This is a genomic window from Alteromonas sp. (assembly GCF_984505615.1).
On record NZ_CFHOXV010000007.1, the window covers coordinates 67,414 to 88,196 of the forward strand.

16 protein-coding genes are annotated in these 20,783 nt (G+C 50.0%); 10 read left to right on the forward strand and 6 right to left on the reverse strand.

Annotated elements, in window-relative coordinates:
- Nucleotides 1-5: 5 nt before the first annotated feature.
- From pdxA to AC4PME_RS06835, 6 genes are all read left to right on the forward strand, one after another.
- Complete coding sequence (gene pdxA, locus AC4PME_RS06810; RefSeq protein ID WP_491045158.1) at nucleotides 6-989, forward strand: 4-hydroxythreonine-4-phosphate dehydrogenase PdxA; 984 nt, start codon at nucleotides 6-8, stop codon at nucleotides 987-989.
- Entirely contained in the window at nucleotides 986-1,807 is an 822-nt protein-coding gene (rsmA, locus tag AC4PME_RS06815) for a 16S rRNA (adenine(1518)-N(6)/adenine(1519)-N(6))-dimethyltransferase RsmA (RefSeq protein ID WP_119500148.1), read from the forward strand. Before pdxA ends, rsmA begins: the two co-directional genes overlap by 4 nt.
- 1 nt (nucleotide 1,808) lies before the next feature.
- Nucleotides 1,809-2,186, forward strand: a complete 378-nt coding sequence (gene apaG, locus AC4PME_RS06820) for a Co2+/Mg2+ efflux protein ApaG (protein ID WP_491045157.1) — start codon at nucleotides 1,809-1,811, stop codon at nucleotides 2,184-2,186.
- Nucleotides 2,187-2,232: 46 nt separating this feature from the next.
- On the forward strand, nucleotides 2,233-3,048 hold the full coding sequence (locus AC4PME_RS06825; RefSeq protein ID WP_491045156.1) for a symmetrical bis(5'-nucleosyl)-tetraphosphatase: 816 nt from the start codon (nucleotides 2,233-2,235) through the stop codon (nucleotides 3,046-3,048).
- 241 nt (nucleotides 3,049-3,289) lie between these two features.
- Nucleotides 3,290-5,314 carry a methyl-accepting chemotaxis protein gene (locus AC4PME_RS06830; protein WP_491045155.1) on the forward strand — a complete coding sequence of 675 codons (2,025 nt, stop codon included), beginning with the start codon at nucleotides 3,290-3,292 and terminating at the stop codon, nucleotides 5,312-5,314.
- A 134-nt stretch (nucleotides 5,315-5,448) separates the two neighbouring features.
- Complete coding sequence (locus tag AC4PME_RS06835) at nucleotides 5,449-7,071, forward strand: sensor domain-containing diguanylate cyclase (protein ID WP_491045154.1); 1,623 nt, start codon at nucleotides 5,449-5,451, stop codon at nucleotides 7,069-7,071.
- Here the strand turns inward: AC4PME_RS06835 and AC4PME_RS06840 are convergent.
- The 6 genes from AC4PME_RS06840 to AC4PME_RS06865 form a co-directional block, all read right to left on the reverse strand.
- A complete protein-coding gene (locus AC4PME_RS06840; RefSeq protein ID WP_119500143.1) occupies nucleotides 7,025-7,969 on the reverse strand; it encodes a DMT family transporter in 945 nt (314 codons plus the stop codon). The two genes, AC4PME_RS06835 and AC4PME_RS06840, sit on opposite strands and share 47 nt — an antisense overlap.
- A gap of 110 nt (nucleotides 7,970-8,079) precedes the next feature.
- Nucleotides 8,080-8,787 carry a helix-turn-helix domain-containing protein gene (locus AC4PME_RS06845; RefSeq protein ID WP_491045153.1) on the reverse strand — a complete coding sequence of 236 codons (708 nt, stop codon included), beginning with the start codon at nucleotides 8,785-8,787 and terminating at the stop codon, nucleotides 8,080-8,082.
- Nucleotides 8,788-8,825: 38 nt separating this feature from the next.
- The gene (lysC, locus tag AC4PME_RS06850; RefSeq protein WP_119500141.1) at nucleotides 8,826-10,175 is read right to left on the reverse strand and encodes a lysine-sensitive aspartokinase 3; all 1,350 of its coding nucleotides are present in this window, start codon (nucleotides 10,173-10,175) and stop codon (nucleotides 8,826-8,828) included.
- Nucleotides 10,176-10,208: 33 nt separating this feature from the next.
- A complete protein-coding gene (locus AC4PME_RS06855) occupies nucleotides 10,209-10,658 on the reverse strand; it encodes a DUF192 domain-containing protein (RefSeq protein WP_490708402.1) in 450 nt (149 codons plus the stop codon).
- A 67-nt stretch (nucleotides 10,659-10,725) separates the two neighbouring features.
- A complete protein-coding gene (gene acnB / locus AC4PME_RS06860) occupies nucleotides 10,726-13,338 on the reverse strand; it encodes a bifunctional aconitate hydratase 2/2-methylisocitrate dehydratase (RefSeq protein WP_491045152.1) in 2,613 nt (870 codons plus the stop codon).
- A gap of 188 nt (nucleotides 13,339-13,526) precedes the next feature.
- Nucleotides 13,527-14,615 carry a PQQ-dependent sugar dehydrogenase gene (locus AC4PME_RS06865; RefSeq protein ID WP_491045151.1) on the reverse strand — a complete coding sequence of 363 codons (1,089 nt, stop codon included), beginning with the start codon at nucleotides 14,613-14,615 and terminating at the stop codon, nucleotides 13,527-13,529.
- 94 nt (nucleotides 14,616-14,709) lie between these two features.
- On the opposite strand from AC4PME_RS06865, the gene AC4PME_RS06870 reads away from it, so the two are divergent.
- The 4 genes from AC4PME_RS06870 to AC4PME_RS06885 all read left to right on the forward strand — a co-directional run bounded on the left by AC4PME_RS06870 (nucleotide 14,710) and on the right by AC4PME_RS06885 (nucleotide 20,783).
- The gene (locus AC4PME_RS06870; RefSeq protein ID WP_491045150.1) at nucleotides 14,710-15,150 is read left to right on the forward strand and encodes a hypothetical protein; all 441 of its coding nucleotides are present in this window, start codon (nucleotides 14,710-14,712) and stop codon (nucleotides 15,148-15,150) included.
- 95 nt (nucleotides 15,151-15,245) lie between these two features.
- On the forward strand, nucleotides 15,246-16,388 hold the full coding sequence (locus tag AC4PME_RS06875) for an FIST signal transduction protein (protein ID WP_119500137.1): 1,143 nt from the start codon (nucleotides 15,246-15,248) through the stop codon (nucleotides 16,386-16,388).
- On the forward strand, nucleotides 16,388-19,702 hold the full coding sequence (locus AC4PME_RS06880; RefSeq protein WP_119500136.1) for a PAS domain-containing hybrid sensor histidine kinase/response regulator: 3,315 nt from the start codon (nucleotides 16,388-16,390) through the stop codon (nucleotides 19,700-19,702). The genes AC4PME_RS06875 and AC4PME_RS06880 overlap by 1 nt, the downstream gene beginning before the upstream one ends.
- 13 nt (nucleotides 19,703-19,715) lie before the next feature.
- Entirely contained in the window at nucleotides 19,716-20,783 is a 1,068-nt protein-coding gene (locus AC4PME_RS06885) for a response regulator (protein ID WP_119500135.1), read from the forward strand.

Here is a 20,783-nt window from a genome sequence, read left to right on the forward strand (position 1 = left end):
GTTAAATGAAGCCAATCAGAATAGCAGTCACTCCCGGCGAACCCGCAGGTATCGGCCCTGACCTCATCATTGCTCTGGCACAGGAGCAGTGGGACGCCCAGCTGGTAGTGTTCTGTGATGGCGACATGCTTAAAGCCCGTGCAGAACTGCTCGGGCTGCCCCTTCAGTTGCAACCGTATGATGCCGGCAACAATGCCATCCAGCCGGCGGGCACACTGTATTTACAACAAATTGATACAGCAACAGCTGTGATTCCCGGTGAGCTGAACAGCGACAACGGTCATTACGTAGTTGAAACCCTGCGGCAGGCCTGTCAGGCGAATATGGAAGAAGGCTTTGATGCGGTGGTTACCGGACCGGTAAACAAAAGTATCATCAACAAAGCCGGTGTTTCCTTCAGTGGTCACACAGAATACTTCGCTCATCAGTCAAATACGATGGATGTGGTGATGTTATTGTCTACTGACGGCCTTAATGTAGCGCTCGCCACCACCCACATTCCTCTGGAGTATGTATCAAAGGCCATCACCAAAGATCGCCTGAATAAAGTGATTCATATCATCAACACCGATTTGAAACTTAAATTCGGCATTCAGAAGCCAAGAATTTACGTTTGCGGCCTGAATCCTCATGCCGGCGAAGGTGGTCATCTGGGTACTGAAGAGTTAATCACCATCATCCCTGCCCTTGATGAACTGCGGGAAGAAGGTCTGGATCTTACCGGTCCGTTACCTGCCGATACGATTTTCCAACCTAAATATCTGGACAATGCCGATGTCGTACTGGCAATGTATCACGATCAAGGTTTACCGGTGCTTAAATACAAAGGATTTGGCGCATCGGTCAATATTACGCTGGGCCTGCCCTTCATCCGGACGTCGGTAGACCACGGCACTGCCTGTGACTTAGCCGGCACCGGTGAAGCAGATGCAGGCAGCTTCAGAAAAGCTATGCAAAAAGCTATTGAGTTAGCGAACAAACAACAATGAGCAAAACACATTTAGGTCATACCGCCAGAAAGCGATTTGGCCAGAATTTCCTGCATGACGATTATGTCATTGGCAATATTGTCAGTGCCATTAACCCTGTTGATGGCGAAAATCTGGTTGAAATCGGACCGGGTCTGGGTGCACTGACCGATCCGGTTTGTGAAGAAGTTTCAAAACTTACCGTCGTTGAACTGGACCGGGATCTTGCCGAACGGCTGCGTCATCATCCGTTTCATGGCAGTAAGCTGACAATCGTAGAAAAAGACGCGCTGAAACTCGATTTCTCTACGCTGCTGCCCGACATGCCCGACCCTGAAGGTAAACTCAGAGTATTCGGTAACCTGCCTTACAACATTTCCACACCGCTGATGTTCCACCTGTTCAGCTTTGCCGGGAAAGTGCAGGACATGCACTTTATGTTGCAAAAGGAAGTGGTTAACCGCCTTGCCGCCGGCCCAGGGTCTAAAAACTATGGCCGCCTGTCGGTAATGGCACAATACTACTGCGCAGTAGTACCGGTTCTGCATGTGCCTCCCGGTGCATTCAAGCCGCCCCCGAAGGTAGACTCTGCGGTGGTGCGGTTGATCCCACACAGCCAGCCTCCTGTAGAAGTCACATCAGTCACGTTACTGGAAAAAGTCTGTTCTGCAGCGTTTAATCAACGCAGGAAGACTATCCGTAACAGTCTGGGCGACTGGGTGAGCGAAGAAGAATTAGTAGCGCTGGGTCTGTCACCGACAGCCAGGGCTGAAACCTTATCACTGACAGATTTTGCTGCCGTCGCCAACCTGGTAGCAAAACGGGACGGGGAATGCTGATATGCAGGCATCGCCAGGCATTATCGTCTCCGTTTCCACACGGCACCTGCCGGATCACCCGGCCAGCGGGCCTGACAAATACGCCTTTGCTTACCACATTACTATCCGTAACCACAGTGATGCCCGCGTTCAGTTGCTGAGCCGCTACTGGCTTATCACCGACGGTAACGGTAAGAATACTGAAGTTCAGGGTGAAGGGGTTGTTGGCAAAAAACCCCATATCGACCCGGCAAGTGAATATCAGTATACCAGTGGCGCATTACTGGATACGCCGGTAGGCAGTATGCAGGGCCATTACGAAATGGAAGATGAAAGCGGTCAGCGTTTTCGTGTGCCCATTCATATATTCAGCTTAAGTGTGCCGAACGCGCTCAATTAGTTGGTATACCGGCACATGCCCGTAATCAATAAGACAGGATGCTGCCATGAGTGAATCACAAACTCTCGTTATCGGGGATATTCAGGGCTGCTTCGGTGGCCTGATGGCCCTTTTAGAAAAAGCCGGTTTTGATGAGCAAAGAGATACTCTTCTTGCGGTGGGTGATGTACTCGCGCGGGGAGAAGACTCCCATGCCACGGTAAAATACCTGATGGATCTTGGCGACCGCTTCTGCGCGGTGCTGGGTAATCACGACCTGCACTTTCTGGCCGTATCTCAGGGCATTAAAAAGGCCAAAAAAAGCGATCGTATTGACCCGCTGTTAAAAAGCAAAAAACTGGGCGACTATGTTGACTGGTTTCGTCAGTTCCCGCTAGCCATGGCCGTCAGCGAAAACACCACGATGGTTCACGCAGGGCTTTATCCCGGCTGGTCTCCCGCCCAATTACTCGCCTACAGTGATGAAATCAGTACGGTTCTCAAAGGAAGCGGCTGGAAAACCTTGCTGGAAAATATGTATGGCAATGGTCCTTTCGAATGGAAAGACACACTGAAAGGTGTACAGAGACAGCGGTTTATTATCAACGCCTGTACCCGCATGCGGTTTATACAGGATCAGAAATATCTCGATTTTGCCTGTAAGCATCACCCGGATGATGCTCCGGCCAACCTCACGCCCTGGTTTTCTATCCCCAATCCTGCATTAAAAGCTGAACAACGCATCATTTTCGGACACTGGGCGGCACTTGAGGGAGAAACCGGTTCAAAACAAATCACCGGGCTTGATACCGGCTATGTATGGGGCAATACCCTGACAGCGCTGCGACTGGAAACTAATGAACTGATAAGTGTATCAGCCTGAATACCTCAGAAAGTGGCAAGATACGTTGGTTTATACGATAGTTATGGCTCTTACGTGCAAAATCTGTTTACAATCACTTTAAACCGCAACAATTCCGACTAAAGTATAGGAATATTTTGTCGATAAAAACTTGCGGAGAGTAACTAAAAGATGGCAGGTCATGTCACGTCCTTCTTATCAGTCATAAAGAACACAACTGATAGACTACAACAATAAATAAAACTGTGTTTCAGGAGTTCGGATGAAAATCACGGTAGCAATGCGTATTATCGGCGGATTTATCACTATAAGTCTGTTGTTAATTATTATCAGTGTGTCGTCACTCATTAACCTCAACTCTGTGGGATCAGCGGTTGATGAGGTTAACCGGGTCGCGGTACCTACCCTTTCAAGCAGCAACTCATTAAAAGCGAGTTTTCTGAATATGAGCCGGGTCACCTTCGAAGCTTATATCGAAGAGCAGGTCACCGGTCTGGAAAACAAATATGCACGGTTTACCGACAGCAAAGCCGACTTTGATGCTGAATTAAAAGCGCTGAATTCCGTATTGTCTGATGACAGTGCCATGCAGAGCAGTCTTACCGGTGTCCGTGAATCTTATAATGAATACGTGACTAACGTCGAAGCCATGTACAGCAATCACCGTCAGTCTATGGAAATGCGTAATGCCATTTTCGACAAGGTTGGTGATGTGGAAGATAATGCCGACGACGCCTCTACCTACCTGCTGGATTTCTCTGAATCTGATGCAGTCGCTGCAAACCGTGCCCTTCAGCAAGCTTCAGATATCGGTGGTGAGCTGGAAAGCACTTTGCTTGGTCTTATTACCGTTGCTAACGAATATGCCAAAACTCAGACGTTGGTGCGGGCACAGGTACTGGGCAATGAAGTAGAGCTCACCGTGGGTAAAGTCCGCGAACTCATGAACAACATGCAGGCGACGGCAGCCGGCAGTGATACCTCAGGTACGCTGGATGAAATCTCAGGCCTGGTGGACGACGCCATTGATGCCATCACAGGTTCAGACGGTGTGCTGCAGTTACAAAAAGCGCGTCTGGAATTCCGCAATGCTGCCGAACAGGCACTGGCCCGTTCTGACAAAAATGGTCAGGAAGGTATCGCTGCTCTGGAAGCCTTACTTAAGCAAGCCGATCAGAAAGCAGATGATATTGATGAGCAGGTATCTTCGAAAGTTACCTCAGGTAATACCATCGTTATCATTGTCGCGCTTGCATCGCTTGCAGCAGCCATTGTTATCGGATACTGGACCGTGATTGCCATTACCCGTCCGTTAAACCGCGTGAACGAACTGCTGACCGTGGCATCTTCCGGTGATTTAACCCGCCGTCTGGATGACACTGCTGAGGACGAATTTGGTCAGTTAGCGAAGAATTGTAACAAGCTGATTGCCAACCTGAAGTCATTAATCACCGGTATCAATACCCGTGCAGAGCAACTGGCTGCAGCTTCTGAGCAAACATCAACGGTAACAACGCAAACGACCCATTCTATTCAGAACCAGAAGTCGCAAATCGCCCAGGTGGCAACAGCAACTACAGAGATGCACAGCACTTCTCAACTGGTCAGTCAGAGTGCGGAAGACACGCTGAACGAAATCCGCCACGCGGACAGCGAAGCCGAAAAAGTGCGTACTATTTCACTGGAAAACAAACGCACTATTGAAGTACTTGCCCAGGACGTTCAGCAAGCCGCTGAAGTTATTAATAAACTGCATCAGGACAGTGCAAGCATCGGTGGCATTCTGGATGTTATCCGTGGTGTTGCCGACCAGACCAACCTGCTTGCTCTAAACGCAGCTATTGAGGCTGCCCGTGCCGGAGAGCAGGGTCGTGGCTTCGCGGTTGTTGCTGACGAGGTGCGTACCCTTGCCTCACGCACGCAGCAATCGACGCAGGAAATTAATGCTATGATCGAAATGCTGCAGGCCGGAGCAGAAAAAGCCGTGTCAGTCATGAATCAGGGTAAAGAGCAGACGGCTGTGTGTGTTGAACAAACAGACAATGCAACGAAAGCGCTGGACGTGATTTCAGATGCGGTTCGCAAGGCTTATGATGTCAGTACTCAAATTGAGCAGTCAGCCCGCGAACAGAACACAGTTTCTCAGGAAATCAGTGAGAAACTGGAAACCATTGTTGGTATTGCTGAAGAAACCACTATCGGTGCGCAGCAGACTTCTGAGTCCAGCTCAGAGGTGGCCCGTCTGGCTGAAGAACTGCAGCAATCTATCCGACAGTTTAAAGTGTAATTTTTCACATTTTTCAATGCAAAGGCGCGTCCGTAAGGACGCGCCTTTTTTTTATTTTCTGCCTGGCTTTCAGGCAAAGCTGCTGACAGCGTTTATACTGTAAAGATGCAAAACGACCAATGCTGCCCCGACGAATGATTAAATTCAACACGCTGCGCACCCAGCTTATGCTGGGCATCCTTCTGGCGTGCCTGACTATTCTCAGTGCTCAAGCATTTATCCGCTATTACTACATCCTGCCAGCATTTGAAACAATGGCGCAGGAGGGTGATCGTCAGGACCTTGAAAGGGTCGCCTCTCAGGTACGACAGGAACTGGAGTCTTTGCACAATCTGGTCTACGACAGTGCCGTATGGGATGCAATGTATAACGCCGCCATGCACAGAGACAGTGACTGGTTTGAAGAAAATTATCTCATCCCCGAATCCTACCGGCGAATTCATATCAATGGCTGGTACCTTTATGACAGTAGCGGTGAATTAATCAGTGGCAGAAGTTATCGTGACGACGGCACAGAACTCGTGCCGGAGAACCTGTCATCTTCGACGAAATTGAATCTGAACAGCGCCGGTAATGAAGCACCGGCACAGCCATCTGCCCACACTCTTTTCACCCGCATTGCGGGGAATCCTGCAGTGGCAATTTTTCATCCCGTGTTACCTTCTGATGAAAATGGCGAACCAGCCGGTACACTGGTGCTGTGGCGCATTATCGATCAACAGTTTGTCGATTCACTTACGCCGGGTATGGCAGGTGACATTATCTTTCACTCGCAAAAAGCTCTGCCTGATAACCCTGAAGCATTTTCACTGAACTTTGCATCCGGCAGCCCGGTGCATGCACAGCCATTTAAAGGCAGACTGTATCTGGTCATCAACAGTCTGCAGAACACCCCGCTTTTTGCTCTGTCGATACAACCCAGACCAAGGCAATATGATAATTCGTTGTTCGATGCCAGCCTAATTGCCGGGATTCTGATCACGCTGACTGTAATTGCAGTGTTCTATTTGTGGGTAAACCGGCAACTTATCGCGCCGATAGCCAGTATTCACGACAACGTAAGCTTTGCTATGCGTAGCAGGGACTTTTCCCGCCAGACGCCATACAGAGGCCGCAATGAAGCTTTCCGGCTGGGTCGTAAGCTCAATGAGATGTTCGCCCTGATAAATCATCAGCGCAACGAGGTACTCCAGCACAACAAACAACTGGAAAAGATCAGCAATACCGATCCCCTGACAGGGCTTGCGAACCGGAGGCACCTGGACAGTTATTTCAGAAATCTCCCTCTGCCGGTCAGAGCAGGAGGCGGTAATATTGCCGTTATCCTGGCCGATGTAGATTATTTCAAACGTTATAACGACCACTATGGCCACGCAGGCGGTGACAAAGTGTTAAAACAGGTTGCCGCTCTGCTGCGTAAAAATACCCGCACCGGCACAGATATCGTTGTCCGTTATGGCGGAGAAGAATTTCTTATCGTGCTTCAGCAAACCTCTGCGCAGGGAGCTGTCAAGGTTGCAGAAACCTTACTGAACGGGATCAGACTGGCAAACATTCCCCACGAAAGCAGAGATGACAGTAAGCATATAGTCACTGTGTCTGCCGGTATTGCCTGGCAGAGAGAGGGGGAACCCCTGCTGCCGGAAAAGTTGCTTAAGAAAGCAGATGACGCCCTGTACAGGGCGAAGTCATCGGGACGGGACTGCTTTATTACTGAGGGTCAGACTGAAGCACCTCTGCGTGCCGGCGGCGCTTAGCTTTCCGTCCGCCCTTTATCATCTGCACAGCAATACAACCCGCAATAAGTCCAATCCCCATCCATCCGGTCAGTGAAAACCGTTCAGACAACATCCACACAGCCAGTAACGTGGCGACCACCGGCTCAAGCAGCGTGATCAGCGTGGCAATACTCGCATCTATTTTTTGTAATCCGTATCCGAATAACAGATAGCCGCCAAACATAGGGATGAGAGCCATATACAGGGCAACCGTAATATTACCGGAAGAGGCAAGCAGATTATCTCCGGTAAAGAACAATGAGGGCAGCAGAAGACAGGAAGCAACTCCAAATTGTACTGCCATGGCGACATCTGAACGCACGCCGTTGACTATCATAGTTTTACCTGTCCATGAGTAGGCGGCATAGGTTAAGCCTGCCAACAAGCCGAGCAGAATCCCCCATTCACGTTGATCACCGGCTACAGCAGTATCAGCGTGTGGTTTAGCCATGACCAGGCACAAGATCCCGGCAAACCCGAGCAAAAAACTCAGCATCCATTTTGCCGTTACAGGCCTGCCGTTAATAAACCGCTCCATTAAAACTGCGAAGCACGGAGCACTGGCAATGGATATGACTGTACCGATGGCGACGCCGGCCAGACGCATTGAAGAGTAAAAGGCCAGTGGATAGACGGCCACACTAAGACCTCCCCAGAAAACGTATTTATATTGAGAAAACAATAAACCCCGTTGCCTGAGCAGCGGACCGGAAGATTTCAACAGCATCAGAAAACCGCCACCACCCGTTGCCACAGCGCCAATGGCGAGGGGGCTGACATCCGGCGCAAAGCTGGCGGCGGTCCCTGTGGTTCCCCATAAAAAACTGGCAATGATAATAGCCAGCACGCAGCGGAAGAGGTGTTGCTGTTCAGACATGAAAATTTTAATAAATGATGAATTTAAAGACAGTATAAACAGGCGAATTGAAAAGCACTTTGCAGAAAGGACGCTTCATGGTGTTGCAAAGACGCAATTAGGGGCATTGATTACTGCAGCATTTTAGACGGGGGAAGTCCGAAATAGGCAGAAAAACGGCGGCTGAAGGCAGAAAGGTCCTGATAACCGGCTTCTTCAGCCACCCGCTGTACCGGCATATCGGTATGAATAAGCAGTGCTCTCGCCTTCTCCATTCTTAATGCCGTGATATACCGTGCCGGCGTTTTCCCCGTTTGTGCCCTGAAAATCTTTTTGAACTGAGTCCCGCTCATGCACGCCACAGAAGCCATATCCTCTATGGTGAGAGACTCACTGAGCCGGATTTCAATAAACTCCACCACATTCCGGATCCGCGGGTCTAATGCAACGCCCTGCTCCTGTTCTGCAAGCACCGCCAGAAAAGTTTGCAGCATCAGTGTTTCCACCTCACTACTGACTCTGTGTTCAAGCTGGGTTGCGATAAAAGATAAAAGCGATGTCATGGGCTTACTGACAGCAAAAACGCTGGCAACTGCATCTGAGAGGTTATCGGGTAACTCGTGTAAGTCTGCCACAACAAACCTGGCCTGTTCTTCGGCAGTAAATATGTGCAGGGTGTTACGCCGGATAACTACGCATTCACCGGGTGCGACCTTCCCCTTTATGTCCCCTGCGGCAATATTGATAACACCACTGAGGGGCAGCACGAGCTGATGAAAGTCGTGACTGTGACCCGTTGTTTGCTTGCTGTAAGAACGGATTGAAAGGGAATCAGGCATGCATTAAAAAGGGCAGTCTGATAACTGCCCTCCTCTTATTATTCAAACAACTCTTTATGCAGTTTCTGCACAATGTCAGTGCTGTTCTCTTCATTCACCAGGAATGACAAATTGTGGGGGTTTGCGCCGAAGCAAATCATCCGCAAATTGTAATCATGTACTGCCGCGAAAATACGGCTGGATACACCTTTCGCTGTTTGCATGTGATTGCCGACCACGGTAACCAGATCGAAACCTTTCTCAACGGTTACATCACAAATCGTTTCCAGCTCTGCAATGGTTTCTTTATTCAAACGGGATGCCACAGAGTTAGCCGGGTTATCCAGCGTGAATGACACAGAAATTTCTGAAGTCGTTACCAGATCTACGCTGAGTTTATGCTTGGCAATTATAGCAAAAACCTGTTGCAGGAAGCCCTGAGCATACATCATCTTCGGCGTTTTAACCGTTACCATCACCTGCTCTTTACGGCGGGTGATCGCACGGTACGGAGGCTCAACTTCGCAGTCGCGCATGATCCATGTGCCGCCTTTTTCAGGCTCTTTACTGGAACCCACGAACACTTTGATATCTTTACGCAGCGCCGGTTCCATAGTGGCCGGGTGAAGAACTTTGGCACCGAATGTGGCCATCTCTGCCGCTTCTTCAAAGCTCAGTTCAGGTAATGGATAGGCTGCAGAAACAATACGGGGATCCGTGGTGTAAACACCCGTTACATCGGTCCAGATTTCGCAGGTATCAGCTTTCAGTGCTTCAGCCAATAAGGCAGCAGTGAAGTCTGAGCCACCACGACCCAGCGTGGTTGTTTTGCCTTCTTCGTTGGCACCGACAAATCCCTGAGTCACTACGATTGCGTCTTTAATTTCCGGGCGCAGCAATTGTTCAGCTAACTGCTCAATGTCTTCCAGTTGCGGAACGGCTTCACCGAATTCACTGTCAGTACGCAGTACTTTACGCACATCAAAGTTCAGAGTAGTCACCGACTGTTCTGCCAGAACCGCACTGAACAACAACGACGACATACGTTCGCCCATAGAGAGCAGCTGATCTTTTAAATCGTCGCGGTGCAAAATTTCTTCATGATTCGCCAGACCGCGAAGTTCTTCAAACAAGTCTTCCAGTTTGTCACTGACCGAATCTTTGTTTTTAATTTGTGCCAGCACAGCCATTTCGATGTCGATGATAGCCTGGCAGGTGTCTTTGATCTGCTCGCTGGTCAACGCTGTGTGCGCAATGCTGACAAGGTGATTTGTTACGCCTGCCTGAGCACTGACGACAACAATGCGTGTCGCCTCATTGCCAGCCACGATTCTGGCACAGTTTTGCATAGCCTGATAAGTAGCAACACTCGTACCACCAAATTTGGCGATATTAAGAGGATTCGTCACGGTATTCTCCGGTTTTCCCAACACGTTGATGTGTTAAATTTTGATACTAATGTGGTCGCCGACACGAACATTATTTGCCGCAAACCACCCTTGATTCATTTCCAGCGCGTACATCACCGCTTTCGATGCTCCCACAGACGTTAAGTCATGCGGCATCAGCGGTTTTATATCTGTAATCACGCCATTCCCGTCGATAAATGCCACATCCAGCGGTACAAATGTATTTTTCATCCACATACTGGCTTGCCTCACCGGCACAAACCTGAACAGCATGCCACAATCTTCGCATAAAGACTGGCGATACATGAGGCCACGTGCCCGTTGCTCTGGTGTGTTTGCAAACTCCACCGGCAGCGATTTACCCGCCACTTCAATGGCGGCAGTGTCAAATTCAACCGGCTCCTGCGCAGCACTCTGGCATGCAGCAAGAGCAACACACAAGATAAGCAGGCAATTTCTCAGCGCCATGAATGATTTCATTATTTCTTCCTTGCAAAGACAAAAAAAGCCGGGTCCATGTGGTACCCGGCCCGATAGTTTATAACTCAAGTCAGGCAACATTCAATGTCGGAATGATCTTAGCCTTTGCATCCTCTTCTGCTTTCTTAAAGCTTTCCATCTTATCGAAGTTCAGATAGCGGTATACATCGGCTGCCATAGAGTCGATTTTACCGGCATATTCCATGTATTCTGCAGCCGTGGGGATCCGGCCGACAATCGCGCCGACAGCTGCCAGTTCAGCAGAAGTCAGGTATACGTTGGCACCATCACCAAGACGGTTAGGGAAGTTACGGGTCGAAGTAGACAGTACCGTGGCACCGGCATCAACACGCGCCTGGTTACCCATACACAGTGAACAGCCCGGCATTTCGGTACGAACACCCACGCGGCCGTAAATGTTGTAATAACCTTCCTCCATCAACTGGGCTTTATCCATCTTAGTCGGCGGAGAAATCCACAGGCGGGTTGGAATGGTTTTGTTATACTGCTCCAGCAGTTTACCTGCGGCACGGAAGTGTCCGATGTTGGTCATGCAGGAACCGATGAATACTTCGTCCACCTTGTCGCCGGCAACTTCAGACAGTGTTTTCGCATCATCCGGGTCGTTCGGGCAGCACACGATGGGCTCTTTGATTTCTGACAGGTCGATTTCAATCACTTCTGCGTATTCAGCATCTGCGTCAGCACGCATCAGAGAAGGTGACGCCAGCCACTCTTCCATCTTCTGAGCACGACGCTCAAGCGTACGGGGATCGCCGTAACCTTCATTGATCATCCAGCGCAGCATGGTGATGTTAGATTTCAGGTACTCAGCGATAGACTCTTCTGACAGGTTGATAGTACAACCGGCTGCAGAACGCTCTGCAGAGGCATCAGACAATTCGAAAGCCTGTTCTACCGTTAAGTCTTCCAGACCTTCAATCTCGAGGATGCGGCCGGAGAATGCGTTAATCTTACCTTTCTTCTCTACCGTCAGCAGGCCCTGCTTGATACCGTAAAGAGGAATCGCGTGTACCAGGTCACGCAGGGTGATGCCGGGCTGACGCTCGCCTTTGAAACGAACCAGGATTGACTCAGGCATATCCAGGGGCATCACACCGGTAGCCGCAGCAAAAGCAACCAGACCGGAACCCGCAGGGAAAGAAATACCCAGAGGGAATCGGGTGTGCGAGTCGCCACCGGTACCGACCGTGTCGGGCAGCAGCATACGGTTCAGCCAGCTATGGATAATACCGTCACCGGGACGCAGGGAGACACCACCGCGGTTCATGATGAAGTCAGGCAGGGTGTGCTGGGTTTCGATGTCTACCGGCTTAGGATAAGCCGCGGTGTGACAGAAAGACTGCATGGTCAGGTCCGCCGTGAAGCCAAGACAGGCCAGGTCTTTCAGTTCGTCACGCGTCATCGGGCCTGTAGTATCCTGAGAGCCCACAGTGGTCATTTTAGGTTCACAGTAAGTACCCGGACGGATACCTTCCACGCCACAAGCTTTGCCAACCATTTTCTGTGCAAGGGAGAAGCCTTTACCGGTGTCGGCAGGTTGCTCCGGCTTACGGAACAGATCAGACGGGCCCATACCCAGCGCTTCGCGGGCACGCTCAGTCAGACCACGACCGATGATGAGGTTAATACGGCCACCAGCACGTACCTCATCCAGAATTACCTTAGATTTGTAGCTGTACTCAGCCAGTACTTCACCGGTTTCGTGATTAGTGATTTTGCCTTCGAAGGGATAGATGTCGATAACATCACCCATGTTCATTTTTTCCACGTCGGCTTCGAATACCAGTGCGCCGGCATCTTCCATGGTATTAAAGAAGATTGGTGCTACTTTAGAACCGATACAGACACCACCACCGCGCTTGTTAGGCACACCCGGCAGATCTTCACCGAAGAACCACAAAACAGAGTTGGTAGCTGACTTACGAGAGGAGCCGGTACCTACAACGTCCCCGACGAAAGCAACCGGGTAGCCTTTCGCTTTCACCTCTTCGATCTGCTTCATCGGGCCTTTCACGCCGTGCTCTTCCGGCTCGAGACCGTCACGGGTCATTTTATAAGCCGCAAGGGCATGCAAAGGGATATCAGGGCGTGACCATGCATCCGGGGCCGGAGACAAATCGTCAGTATTGGTTTCGCCGGTAACTTTGAAAACAGAGTAAGTGATCTTGTCTTCCATTTGTTTACGGCCAGTAAACCACTCGCCTTCTGCCCATGATGTCATCACATCAGCAGCAAATTCGTTGCCCGCTTTACGTTTTTCATCTACATCATGGAAGGCATCAAACATCAGCAGGGTATGTTTAAGTTCTTTCGCAGCCAGCGGAGCCAGTTCTTTATCATCAAGCAGCTCTACCAGTGTAGCGATGTTATAACCGCCGTGCATGTTACCCAGCAGTTCAACCGCTTTTTCTTTATCAATAAGGGGACAACTGTCTTCGCCTTTCGCAATGGCACTCAGAAAACCGGCCTTAACGTAAGCCGCTTCATCCACGCCCGGAGGAACACGCTCAGAAATGAGTTCTAATAACGTCTCTTCTTCACCAGCAGGCGGATTTTTCAGTAAGTCGACCAGACCGGCAACCTGCTCCGGATTCAGGGGTTTAGGGGGGATACCTTCAGCGGCACGTTCTTCAACATGTTTACGATATTCACTTAACACGATTGCTTCCTCCTTGTTACTCAGGCTGGAAGGATTCAACGGTCCTGAGCCTGACTACACGTTATCGACGCCGGAATTATATCGGCGCACAGTATAAAATAACACCGGACTGCACCCTTGTTACGCCTATCACCACCATTCACAAAATTTATAAATATATGGAACTACAAAAATAATGATTATTAGATTCAGAGGGGTGCAATTCGCAAAACGGTGGCGTTTTCACCATCGGTTAGTACATAGATTGCGCCTTTACGATCAATTTCAATGTCCCGTAAACGCTGATTAATAGTAGCAAACAATTTTGTTTTACGGGCAGGCGTGGTTGACATATCCACAGCGATGACGGACTGCTCTTTCAGCGTAGTCACCAGCAACTGCCCTTTCAGGCCGGGAAACAGATCACTGTTATAAAAAACCATGGCAGACGGCGCCACAGAGGGAGTCCACTCAACCAGCGGAGACTCCATGCCGGCATAATCTGTAAATGGTGAAATACGGGCACCGGAATAGTCTCTGCCCGATGTCGCTACCGGCCAGCCATAATTGAGTCCCGGGCGGAGTATATTTATCTCATCGCCCCCGTCGGGACCATGTTCGTGTTCAAAGATGACGGCGGCATCTTCATCGATAGCCAGTCCCTGAGGATTGCGGTGGCCCATTGAATAAATATAGGGCGCAGTATCATAAAATGGATTATCAAGCGGCGCGGCGCCATCCTCGCGGATTCGCAGAATTTTGCCCAGTTGACTGTCAGTCCGCTGTGCATGCTCCCGGTAATCAAAACCGTCACCGGATGACACCAGCCAGGTGCCGTCATTCAGCACTGCCAGACGACCACCAAAATGAACCGGCGTGTCTTTATCCGGTGAAACTGAAAACACGACGTCGATACCGGTAATGGTATCGTTCTGAAGCGTTGCTGTGGCCACTGCCAGATGATTCGCCGTTTCTGTTCCCTGAGAAAATGTCAGTATGATACGTCCGGACAAGTCGAAGTCCTGTGCCAGCGCAATATCCAGCAGCCCCCCCTGTCCGGCTACGTACAGGTCAGGCAACGCCAGCGGTACCCTGACCAGCCGCGATTCTCCTCCGAGGATCACCACATTGCCCTCACGCTCAGTGACCAGTAACCGGCCATCAGGTAAAGGTTCCAGCGCTTTGGGATAGTGTATCGTCCATGGTGCAATACGCTTTGCCTGATAACGAATGTCTTCAGCAAAAGCGGGCAAAGCGAGAATGGTCAGAGTGATAGCAACGAGCGTGTTTTCAAACATGGAATTGTATCGTTCCTCTTGTGATCTGTAGCATGGCGTGAAAAGATGCGATAAATCAGTTTCGCACTATACATCGAAAAATCGTCTGAACAACATGCCGTTAGCAACTGCAAAATCGTTTTCACTGGCTTTTTTCCCCGCCTGGCTGCTTTGTTACTGCCTGGCAAGCGTTTTCCATACGCAAATGGTACTGCTTGAGTTGCTCAGGTTAGACGTGGTCATTCCTCTCCCGCTCTGGTTGCAAACAACATTCGAAGATATTTTTGGTCTGTTACCTGTGTACGGTTCTGCCACAGCCGCCGCCCTGTTTATCGCTTTCTCCCTGTGCGGCTGGCTGACGGGAAACTTCACCCGTCTGAGGTGGCTGCTGCCACTGGCCGGTGGCGTGGCGATGCTGGTTCTGTTGATGGCCATGTACCCGATAATGCATGTCACACTTATCGCCGGCGCACGTTCTGCTGCCGGCCTGGCTTTACAATGTCTGGCGGGTTGTCTTGGCGGACTTGTCTTCCTGCGGAGGTCCCGTCCCGGTTGATCCTGCGCATTAAATTTCAGTAAATTTATGGCGTTACCCGTAAGGTCGCGCTAGATTTATTCTATATTTTTTATGTTAGCCACGGTTGTTGCGGCATGGAAGTTACCCAACACATTATTCGCAGTACCCAAACGGAAGATGATGCTATTTTGCAGGCAATTAAAGCGCCCTGCGATTTACTGCTGGTATTCGCAAGCCCTGCATTTTTCTCCTCATCATCTTTGCTCACTGACATCATCGCCTCAGGCGTACCGGTGGCAGGTTGTGGTACCAGCGGAGAAATTACTGCCGGCGATGTGCGTGAACAGAGCGCAGTTTTCACCCGCATCGATCTTAAAGGTAAAGGATTTGCTCATATTGCCGTCAGTCAGGTGCATGAAGAAGATTATTTTAACTGCGGTAAAGCCCTTGGCGAATCGCTTCGTGGCGACGACTTAAAAGCCGTTATTATTTTTACCCGCGGTATCGACTTCGTACCCGGTGAAATGTTCGACGGCTTACACCACGTGCTCGGAACAGATTTACTGATATGTGGTGGCATGGCCGGTGACAACGCCAGTTATGTGCAGACCTTTACACTCTCTCCGCAAGGGATCAGCGATCATGATGTGGTTGCAGCCGGACTCTACGGAGACAATCTTGCCGTCAGCCAGGCCGTTATCGGAGGGTGGCAGTCTTTCGGCCCGATCCGTCAGGTTACCCGCAGCGAAAATAACATTTTGTATGAACTGGACGGCACACCTGCTCTGGATATTTATAAAAAATACCTGGGCCGTTCAGCCAGTCGCCTGCCCGTATCAGGGCTACTTTTTCCCCTTGAGATGATGGACAGCTATGACGAGCCCTCCGGGTTACTTCGCGTACTCTATGATGTCAACGAATCAGACGGCAGCCTGATTTTGGGAGGAAAGATTGAACAGGGTGCCTATCTCAGGCTCATGCATGCTTCCACAAACGATCTGATAAGCGGTGTGGAAGATGCAGCGCAGTCCTTCAGTCTCAGTGTTGAAAATCAGTTTAAGCCGGCTTTTGCTCTGGTAGTCAGTTGTCTAGCCCGCAAAATTGTCATGGGCGATCAGGTGGAAGAAGAAGTAGAGGCCATAACCAGTGCACTCGGGCAGAACCTGCCGGTTTGCGGATTCTATTCAAACGGAGAGTTTGGCCCCCTCACGGCCCCGGGCCCCTGCAAATTGCATAACCAGACAATGATTGTCACGCTTTTCGGAACGACTGACTGATGCACAGGTTGCTGTTCAGACAAATCAAGAAAACCATGGGCTTTCAGACCATTGAAGAGGCTGAACAATGGCTTGATACGCTGCTGGAGCATGCCCTTGACGATTCACTGCCACCGGCGGTTCTGACCTTATTACAGGGTCTGATGCCTTTCGTCGACAGGGTCGATACCAGCTACAAATCCCATGAAAGAGACATGGAAATCCGCGACCGCAGTATCCGTTTAAGCTCTCAGGAGCTCACTGAATCACTGGAGCTGGCCCGCCGTGATGCGGTTAAGCAAAAGCAGGCAGTACGGGAACTGAAAATAGCGGCAAATGACTTGCTGAAAGGCCTGGCCAAGCCGGAATTATCAGAAGATACAGATTCACTGAACGGACTGGCAGAGCTGATGGCTGACCTCGCCAGAGAACGTAATGAAGCACTGCATGAAGTAGAAGTTCAGCGCCGTGCCATCGACCAGCATGCGATTATTGTGGTGGTGGATAATGAAAAGCAAATCCTCTTCGCCAACAGTAAGTTCTGTGAGATTTCAGGCTATGAAGAGAAGGAGCTTAACGGCAAAAGCCTCGAAATTATCCGCAGCAGTTATCACGAAGAGAGTTTCTATACACCAATCTGGCGCGCGGTGCGGGCTGGCGAGGTGTGGCACGGCGAAGTGCACAATCTGAGAAAAAACGGCGAGACATTCTGGGTGTCCTCCACCATTGTGCCAATCGAAGGCAACGCCGGACAAGCTGAGCGGTACGTCGCCATCATGACAGACATTACCCATCAGAAACTGCTGGAGGAACGTATATCCGACAGCCAGCGTTTTTATCAGAGCATTACCGACTCTATCGGTGAGGGCATTTTCGCTGTTGACCGCAGCGGTACTATTGAATTTCTTAATCCGGAAGCCAGTCGCCTGCTCGGCTGGACTATGGATGAACTGAGAAACAGACGTTTCCACGACACCGTGCAGTTCCAGTCACCGGATAAAAAGTTCATTCCGGTACAGCAAAGCCCTCTTATTCAAACCATTAAGAAAGGTGAAATTTATTTTTCAGAAGAAACTTATTTCACCCATAAGAACGGGCTTATGTTTCCGGTTTCTATCACTGCCGTGCCACTGGAGGATGACAGGGGTAACATACGGGGACACGTCGGTGTGTTCAGGAATATCAGCGAACGTAAGAATATTGAGCAAGCCATGCGGGATGCCTTCTCTCAGGCTGAGCGGGCAAATAACGCGAAAAGCGAATTTCTCGCAAACATGAGTCACGAAATCCGCACGCCGCTTAATGCCGTACTGGGCCTTACTCATCTGGTGCTGAACTCGCCTCTTAATACTCAACAGAAAGATTATCTGCAAAAGGCCACCAACAGTGCCAACACTCTGCTGGGCATCATTAACGACATTCTGGACTATTCCAAAATTGAAGCGGGTAAGCTGGATTTAGATATTCAGCCATTCATCTTCGACGATTTACTGGAAAAAGTGTCGAATTTGTTTCAGGACAGAGCTGTCAGCAAAGGGTTATTACTGCTTTTTGATATGGGCGGCGATATGAGCCTGCCTCTGCTGGGCGATGAAAACCGCCTGATGCAGATTTTCAATAACCTGGTCAGTAATGCCGTTAAATTCACCCGGCAGGGTCAAATTATTGTGTCGGTTGAATTACAACCCCGTCAGGGACAACAGGTATCGGTTAAATTAAGCGTTACAGATACCGGTATCGGTCTCAGTGATGCCCATCAAAAAAAGCTGTTTGACCCCTTTACTCAGGCCGACGCGTCTATATCCAGACAATACGGCGGCACCGGTCTGGGCATGAGTATTACGCGCCACCTTGTCGAACAGATGAACGGCACCATTTCGGTAGAAAGCGCTCCCGGTGAAGGCAGTAAGTTCAGTATTGATCTGGTGTTACCTCTGGCCGGAACCAGCAATACTATGCCGCCTTTAGGTGCCCACCAGTTTCTTACCCTTTGCTGTCTGAACGATGCCCTTTTACCGGTAGTGGGGCTGGTGGAAAAAACGTTATCAACGCTGATGGTTCCTCATGAACACTGCACAACTCACCGTGCTGAATCTCTGCCGGAACAAACCACCCACCTGCTGGTTGTTGCAGATAAAATTACGGAAGAGCGGATGAAACAACTGGCTGAGGCATTCCGCTCGAAACAACTGGATTATTCTCACCTGCGCATCCTCACCCCGGGCAATCAGGAGGAGATGCGTCATCTTCTGATCAGTCACGGATTGTCTGATGCCGCTGTGATGCAACTTCCGTTTACCCAGCGTTCTATGCACGACTTCCTCAATCAGGGAGCAATGATTAAGGACGCTCAAACGGGTTTCACTTCACTGGACGACATTGGCCTGGTTGAGCGCAGGCTCAACGGCAAACATGTACTGATAGCTGACAGCGACGACATCAGTCAGACCGTAATGTCCCAACAACTTAATTCTGCCGGCATTAAAGCTACCAGTGTCTCTTCCGGCGCAGACTGTATCACCTTGTGTAAACAGCTGACCTTTGACGCCATTATTCTGAACAATAAATTACCTGACATTCCCGGCTGGGAAGTGGCTGAAAGTCTTGTATTTGGCAACAGCCTGACCACCCCGATTATCTGCACTTCCACAGAAGATGCCTCTGCCATTGAAGATTTAATCAGTGATTCCGGAATGTGTGCCTTGCTCACCAAGCCGGTAAGCAATGATGATCTACTCCGTACTCTCGATAATTACATGATTTATACCGGCGAAGCAGAACACGCCGGCGATGACTTCGACGACATAAAAGATCCCTATGCGTCACTGCTTCAGAGTTTTTACCGGAAATACAGTGTCAGCGGAAATACCCCCTTTGACTTCCTTGTTGAAGGTCTGCAGCAACAGTCATCAGTGCCGGTGGAAATTCTTGCAGGGATCAGAAAAGATGCCTCAGCGATTGGCGCGAAGCCACTGAAGAAAATGCTCGGCGCACTGCTGCAGCAGGATACTCCGGCTGAGCTGGTTCACGCCGCCATTCCCAAACTTGCCGGAGAGCTGGATATGACGTTGAAGAAAGTCGTTGCCAGCCTGGATGCACTGAGCAATGTTGAGGAAAAACAAGAAAATGAACAGGATTTCACGTCACAAGTTCAATTTATACTAAACTTACTGGAAGACTACGATGCAAAAGCATCGGACAACCTGCAACAACTCTATAGTGAACATCAGCAGTCTCCCCATCGCTGGGTGCTGCAACAGGCAATACAGAAAGTATCTCAATACGATTTTGAAGCTGCGGCTGTGCTCTTGCAGCCATTAGTAAACGGGCAATAACTGTGGGCGTAAAGTGAAAGCGTTTAGTGTTTTAATCGTTGATGACGAACCGGCAAACATTGATATTCTCAAAGATATACTGATCCATCAATATCAGGTAAAGGTGGCACCGTCGGGGGAAATTGCACTGAAAATTGTCAGTAAAGCCCCTCCCGATCTTATTTTGCTTGATGTCATGATGCCCCATCTGGATGGTCTGGAAGTGTGCCGGAGATTGAAAGCAGATCCGGCCACGGCCTCCATCCCGGTGATTTTTGTCACGGCGCTCGGGCAAGGTGAAGATGAAGAGCGCGGATTCGCCGCCGGCGCAGTGGACTATATTGCCAAGCCTATTGTACCCGCCATTGTGCTGGCCCGGGTAAAGACCCATATTTCACTTGCCCATCAGCAACGGGTCACCCGCCAGGAAGTGGAGGAACGGACAAAAGAACTTCAGGTAAGTCAGTTGAGTGCTATCAGTATGCTTGCTGCAGCGGGTCACTATAACGATACCGACACGGGACTGCATATCTGGCGGATGGCGGCTTATGCCAGGAGGCTGGCCACTGCCACGGGATGGTCTGTGGAAGCAGCCAGATTGCTGGAACATGCAGCTCCTATGCATGACACGGGAAAAATAGGCATTCCCGACAGCATTCTGAAAGCGCCCAGGAGGCTGACAGACGAAGAAATGGTGATCATGCGGACCCATGCTCAAATCGGTCACGATATCTTATCTAACAGCCATTCACCGTTGTTCAAACTGGCTGCTGAAGTGGCGGTGAGTCATCATGAGCGCTGGGATGGCTCTGGCTACCCGAATGGACTGAAAGGGACAAATATTCCCGAGTCAGGCCGTATCGTTGCTATCGCTGATGTGTTCGACGCGCTGACCATGATAAGACCTTACAAAAAAGCATGGAGCGTCAGCGACGCTTTTGACTACATCCGCGATAACGCAGGTTCTCATTTTGATCCGGCACTGGCAGAGAAATTCCTGACCATAAAAGATGACATTATCAGCATTAAAGAAAAAGCGGATAATGCCTCTTCTGAGAATGAAGAATCAGTCTTTTACGCCGGATTTGTGGAGGAGAAATAA

Bases quoted from the DNA above. Each gene is read 5' to 3' on its own strand.
- pdxA (WP_491045158.1), top strand. From the start codon at position 6: ATGAAGCCAATCAGAATAGCAGTCACTCCCGGCGAACCCGCAGGTATC.
- rsmA (WP_119500148.1), top strand. From the start codon at position 986: ATGAGCAAAACACATTTAGGTCATACCGCCAGAAAGCGATTTGGCCAG.
- apaG (WP_491045157.1), top strand. From the start codon at position 1,809: ATGCAGGCATCGCCAGGCATTATCGTCTCCGTTTCCACACGGCACCTG.
- AC4PME_RS06825 (WP_491045156.1), top strand. From the start codon at position 2,233: ATGAGTGAATCACAAACTCTCGTTATCGGGGATATTCAGGGCTGCTTC.
- AC4PME_RS06830 (WP_491045155.1), top strand. From the start codon at position 3,290: ATGAAAATCACGGTAGCAATGCGTATTATCGGCGGATTTATCACTATA.
- AC4PME_RS06835 (WP_491045154.1), top strand. From the start codon at position 5,449: ATGATTAAATTCAACACGCTGCGCACCCAGCTTATGCTGGGCATCCTT.
- AC4PME_RS06840 (WP_119500143.1), bottom strand. From the start codon at position 7,969: ATGTCTGAACAGCAACACCTCTTCCGCTGCGTGCTGGCTATTATCATT.
- AC4PME_RS06845 (WP_491045153.1), bottom strand. From the start codon at position 8,787: ATGCCTGATTCCCTTTCAATCCGTTCTTACAGCAAGCAAACAACGGGT.
- AC4PME_RS06865 (WP_491045151.1), bottom strand. From the start codon at position 14,615: ATGTTTGAAAACACGCTCGTTGCTATCACTCTGACCATTCTCGCTTTG.
- AC4PME_RS06870 (WP_491045150.1), top strand. From the start codon at position 14,710: ATGCCGTTAGCAACTGCAAAATCGTTTTCACTGGCTTTTTTCCCCGCC.
- AC4PME_RS06875 (WP_119500137.1), top strand. From the start codon at position 15,246: ATGGAAGTTACCCAACACATTATTCGCAGTACCCAAACGGAAGATGAT.
- AC4PME_RS06880 (WP_119500136.1), top strand. From the start codon at position 16,388: ATGCACAGGTTGCTGTTCAGACAAATCAAGAAAACCATGGGCTTTCAG.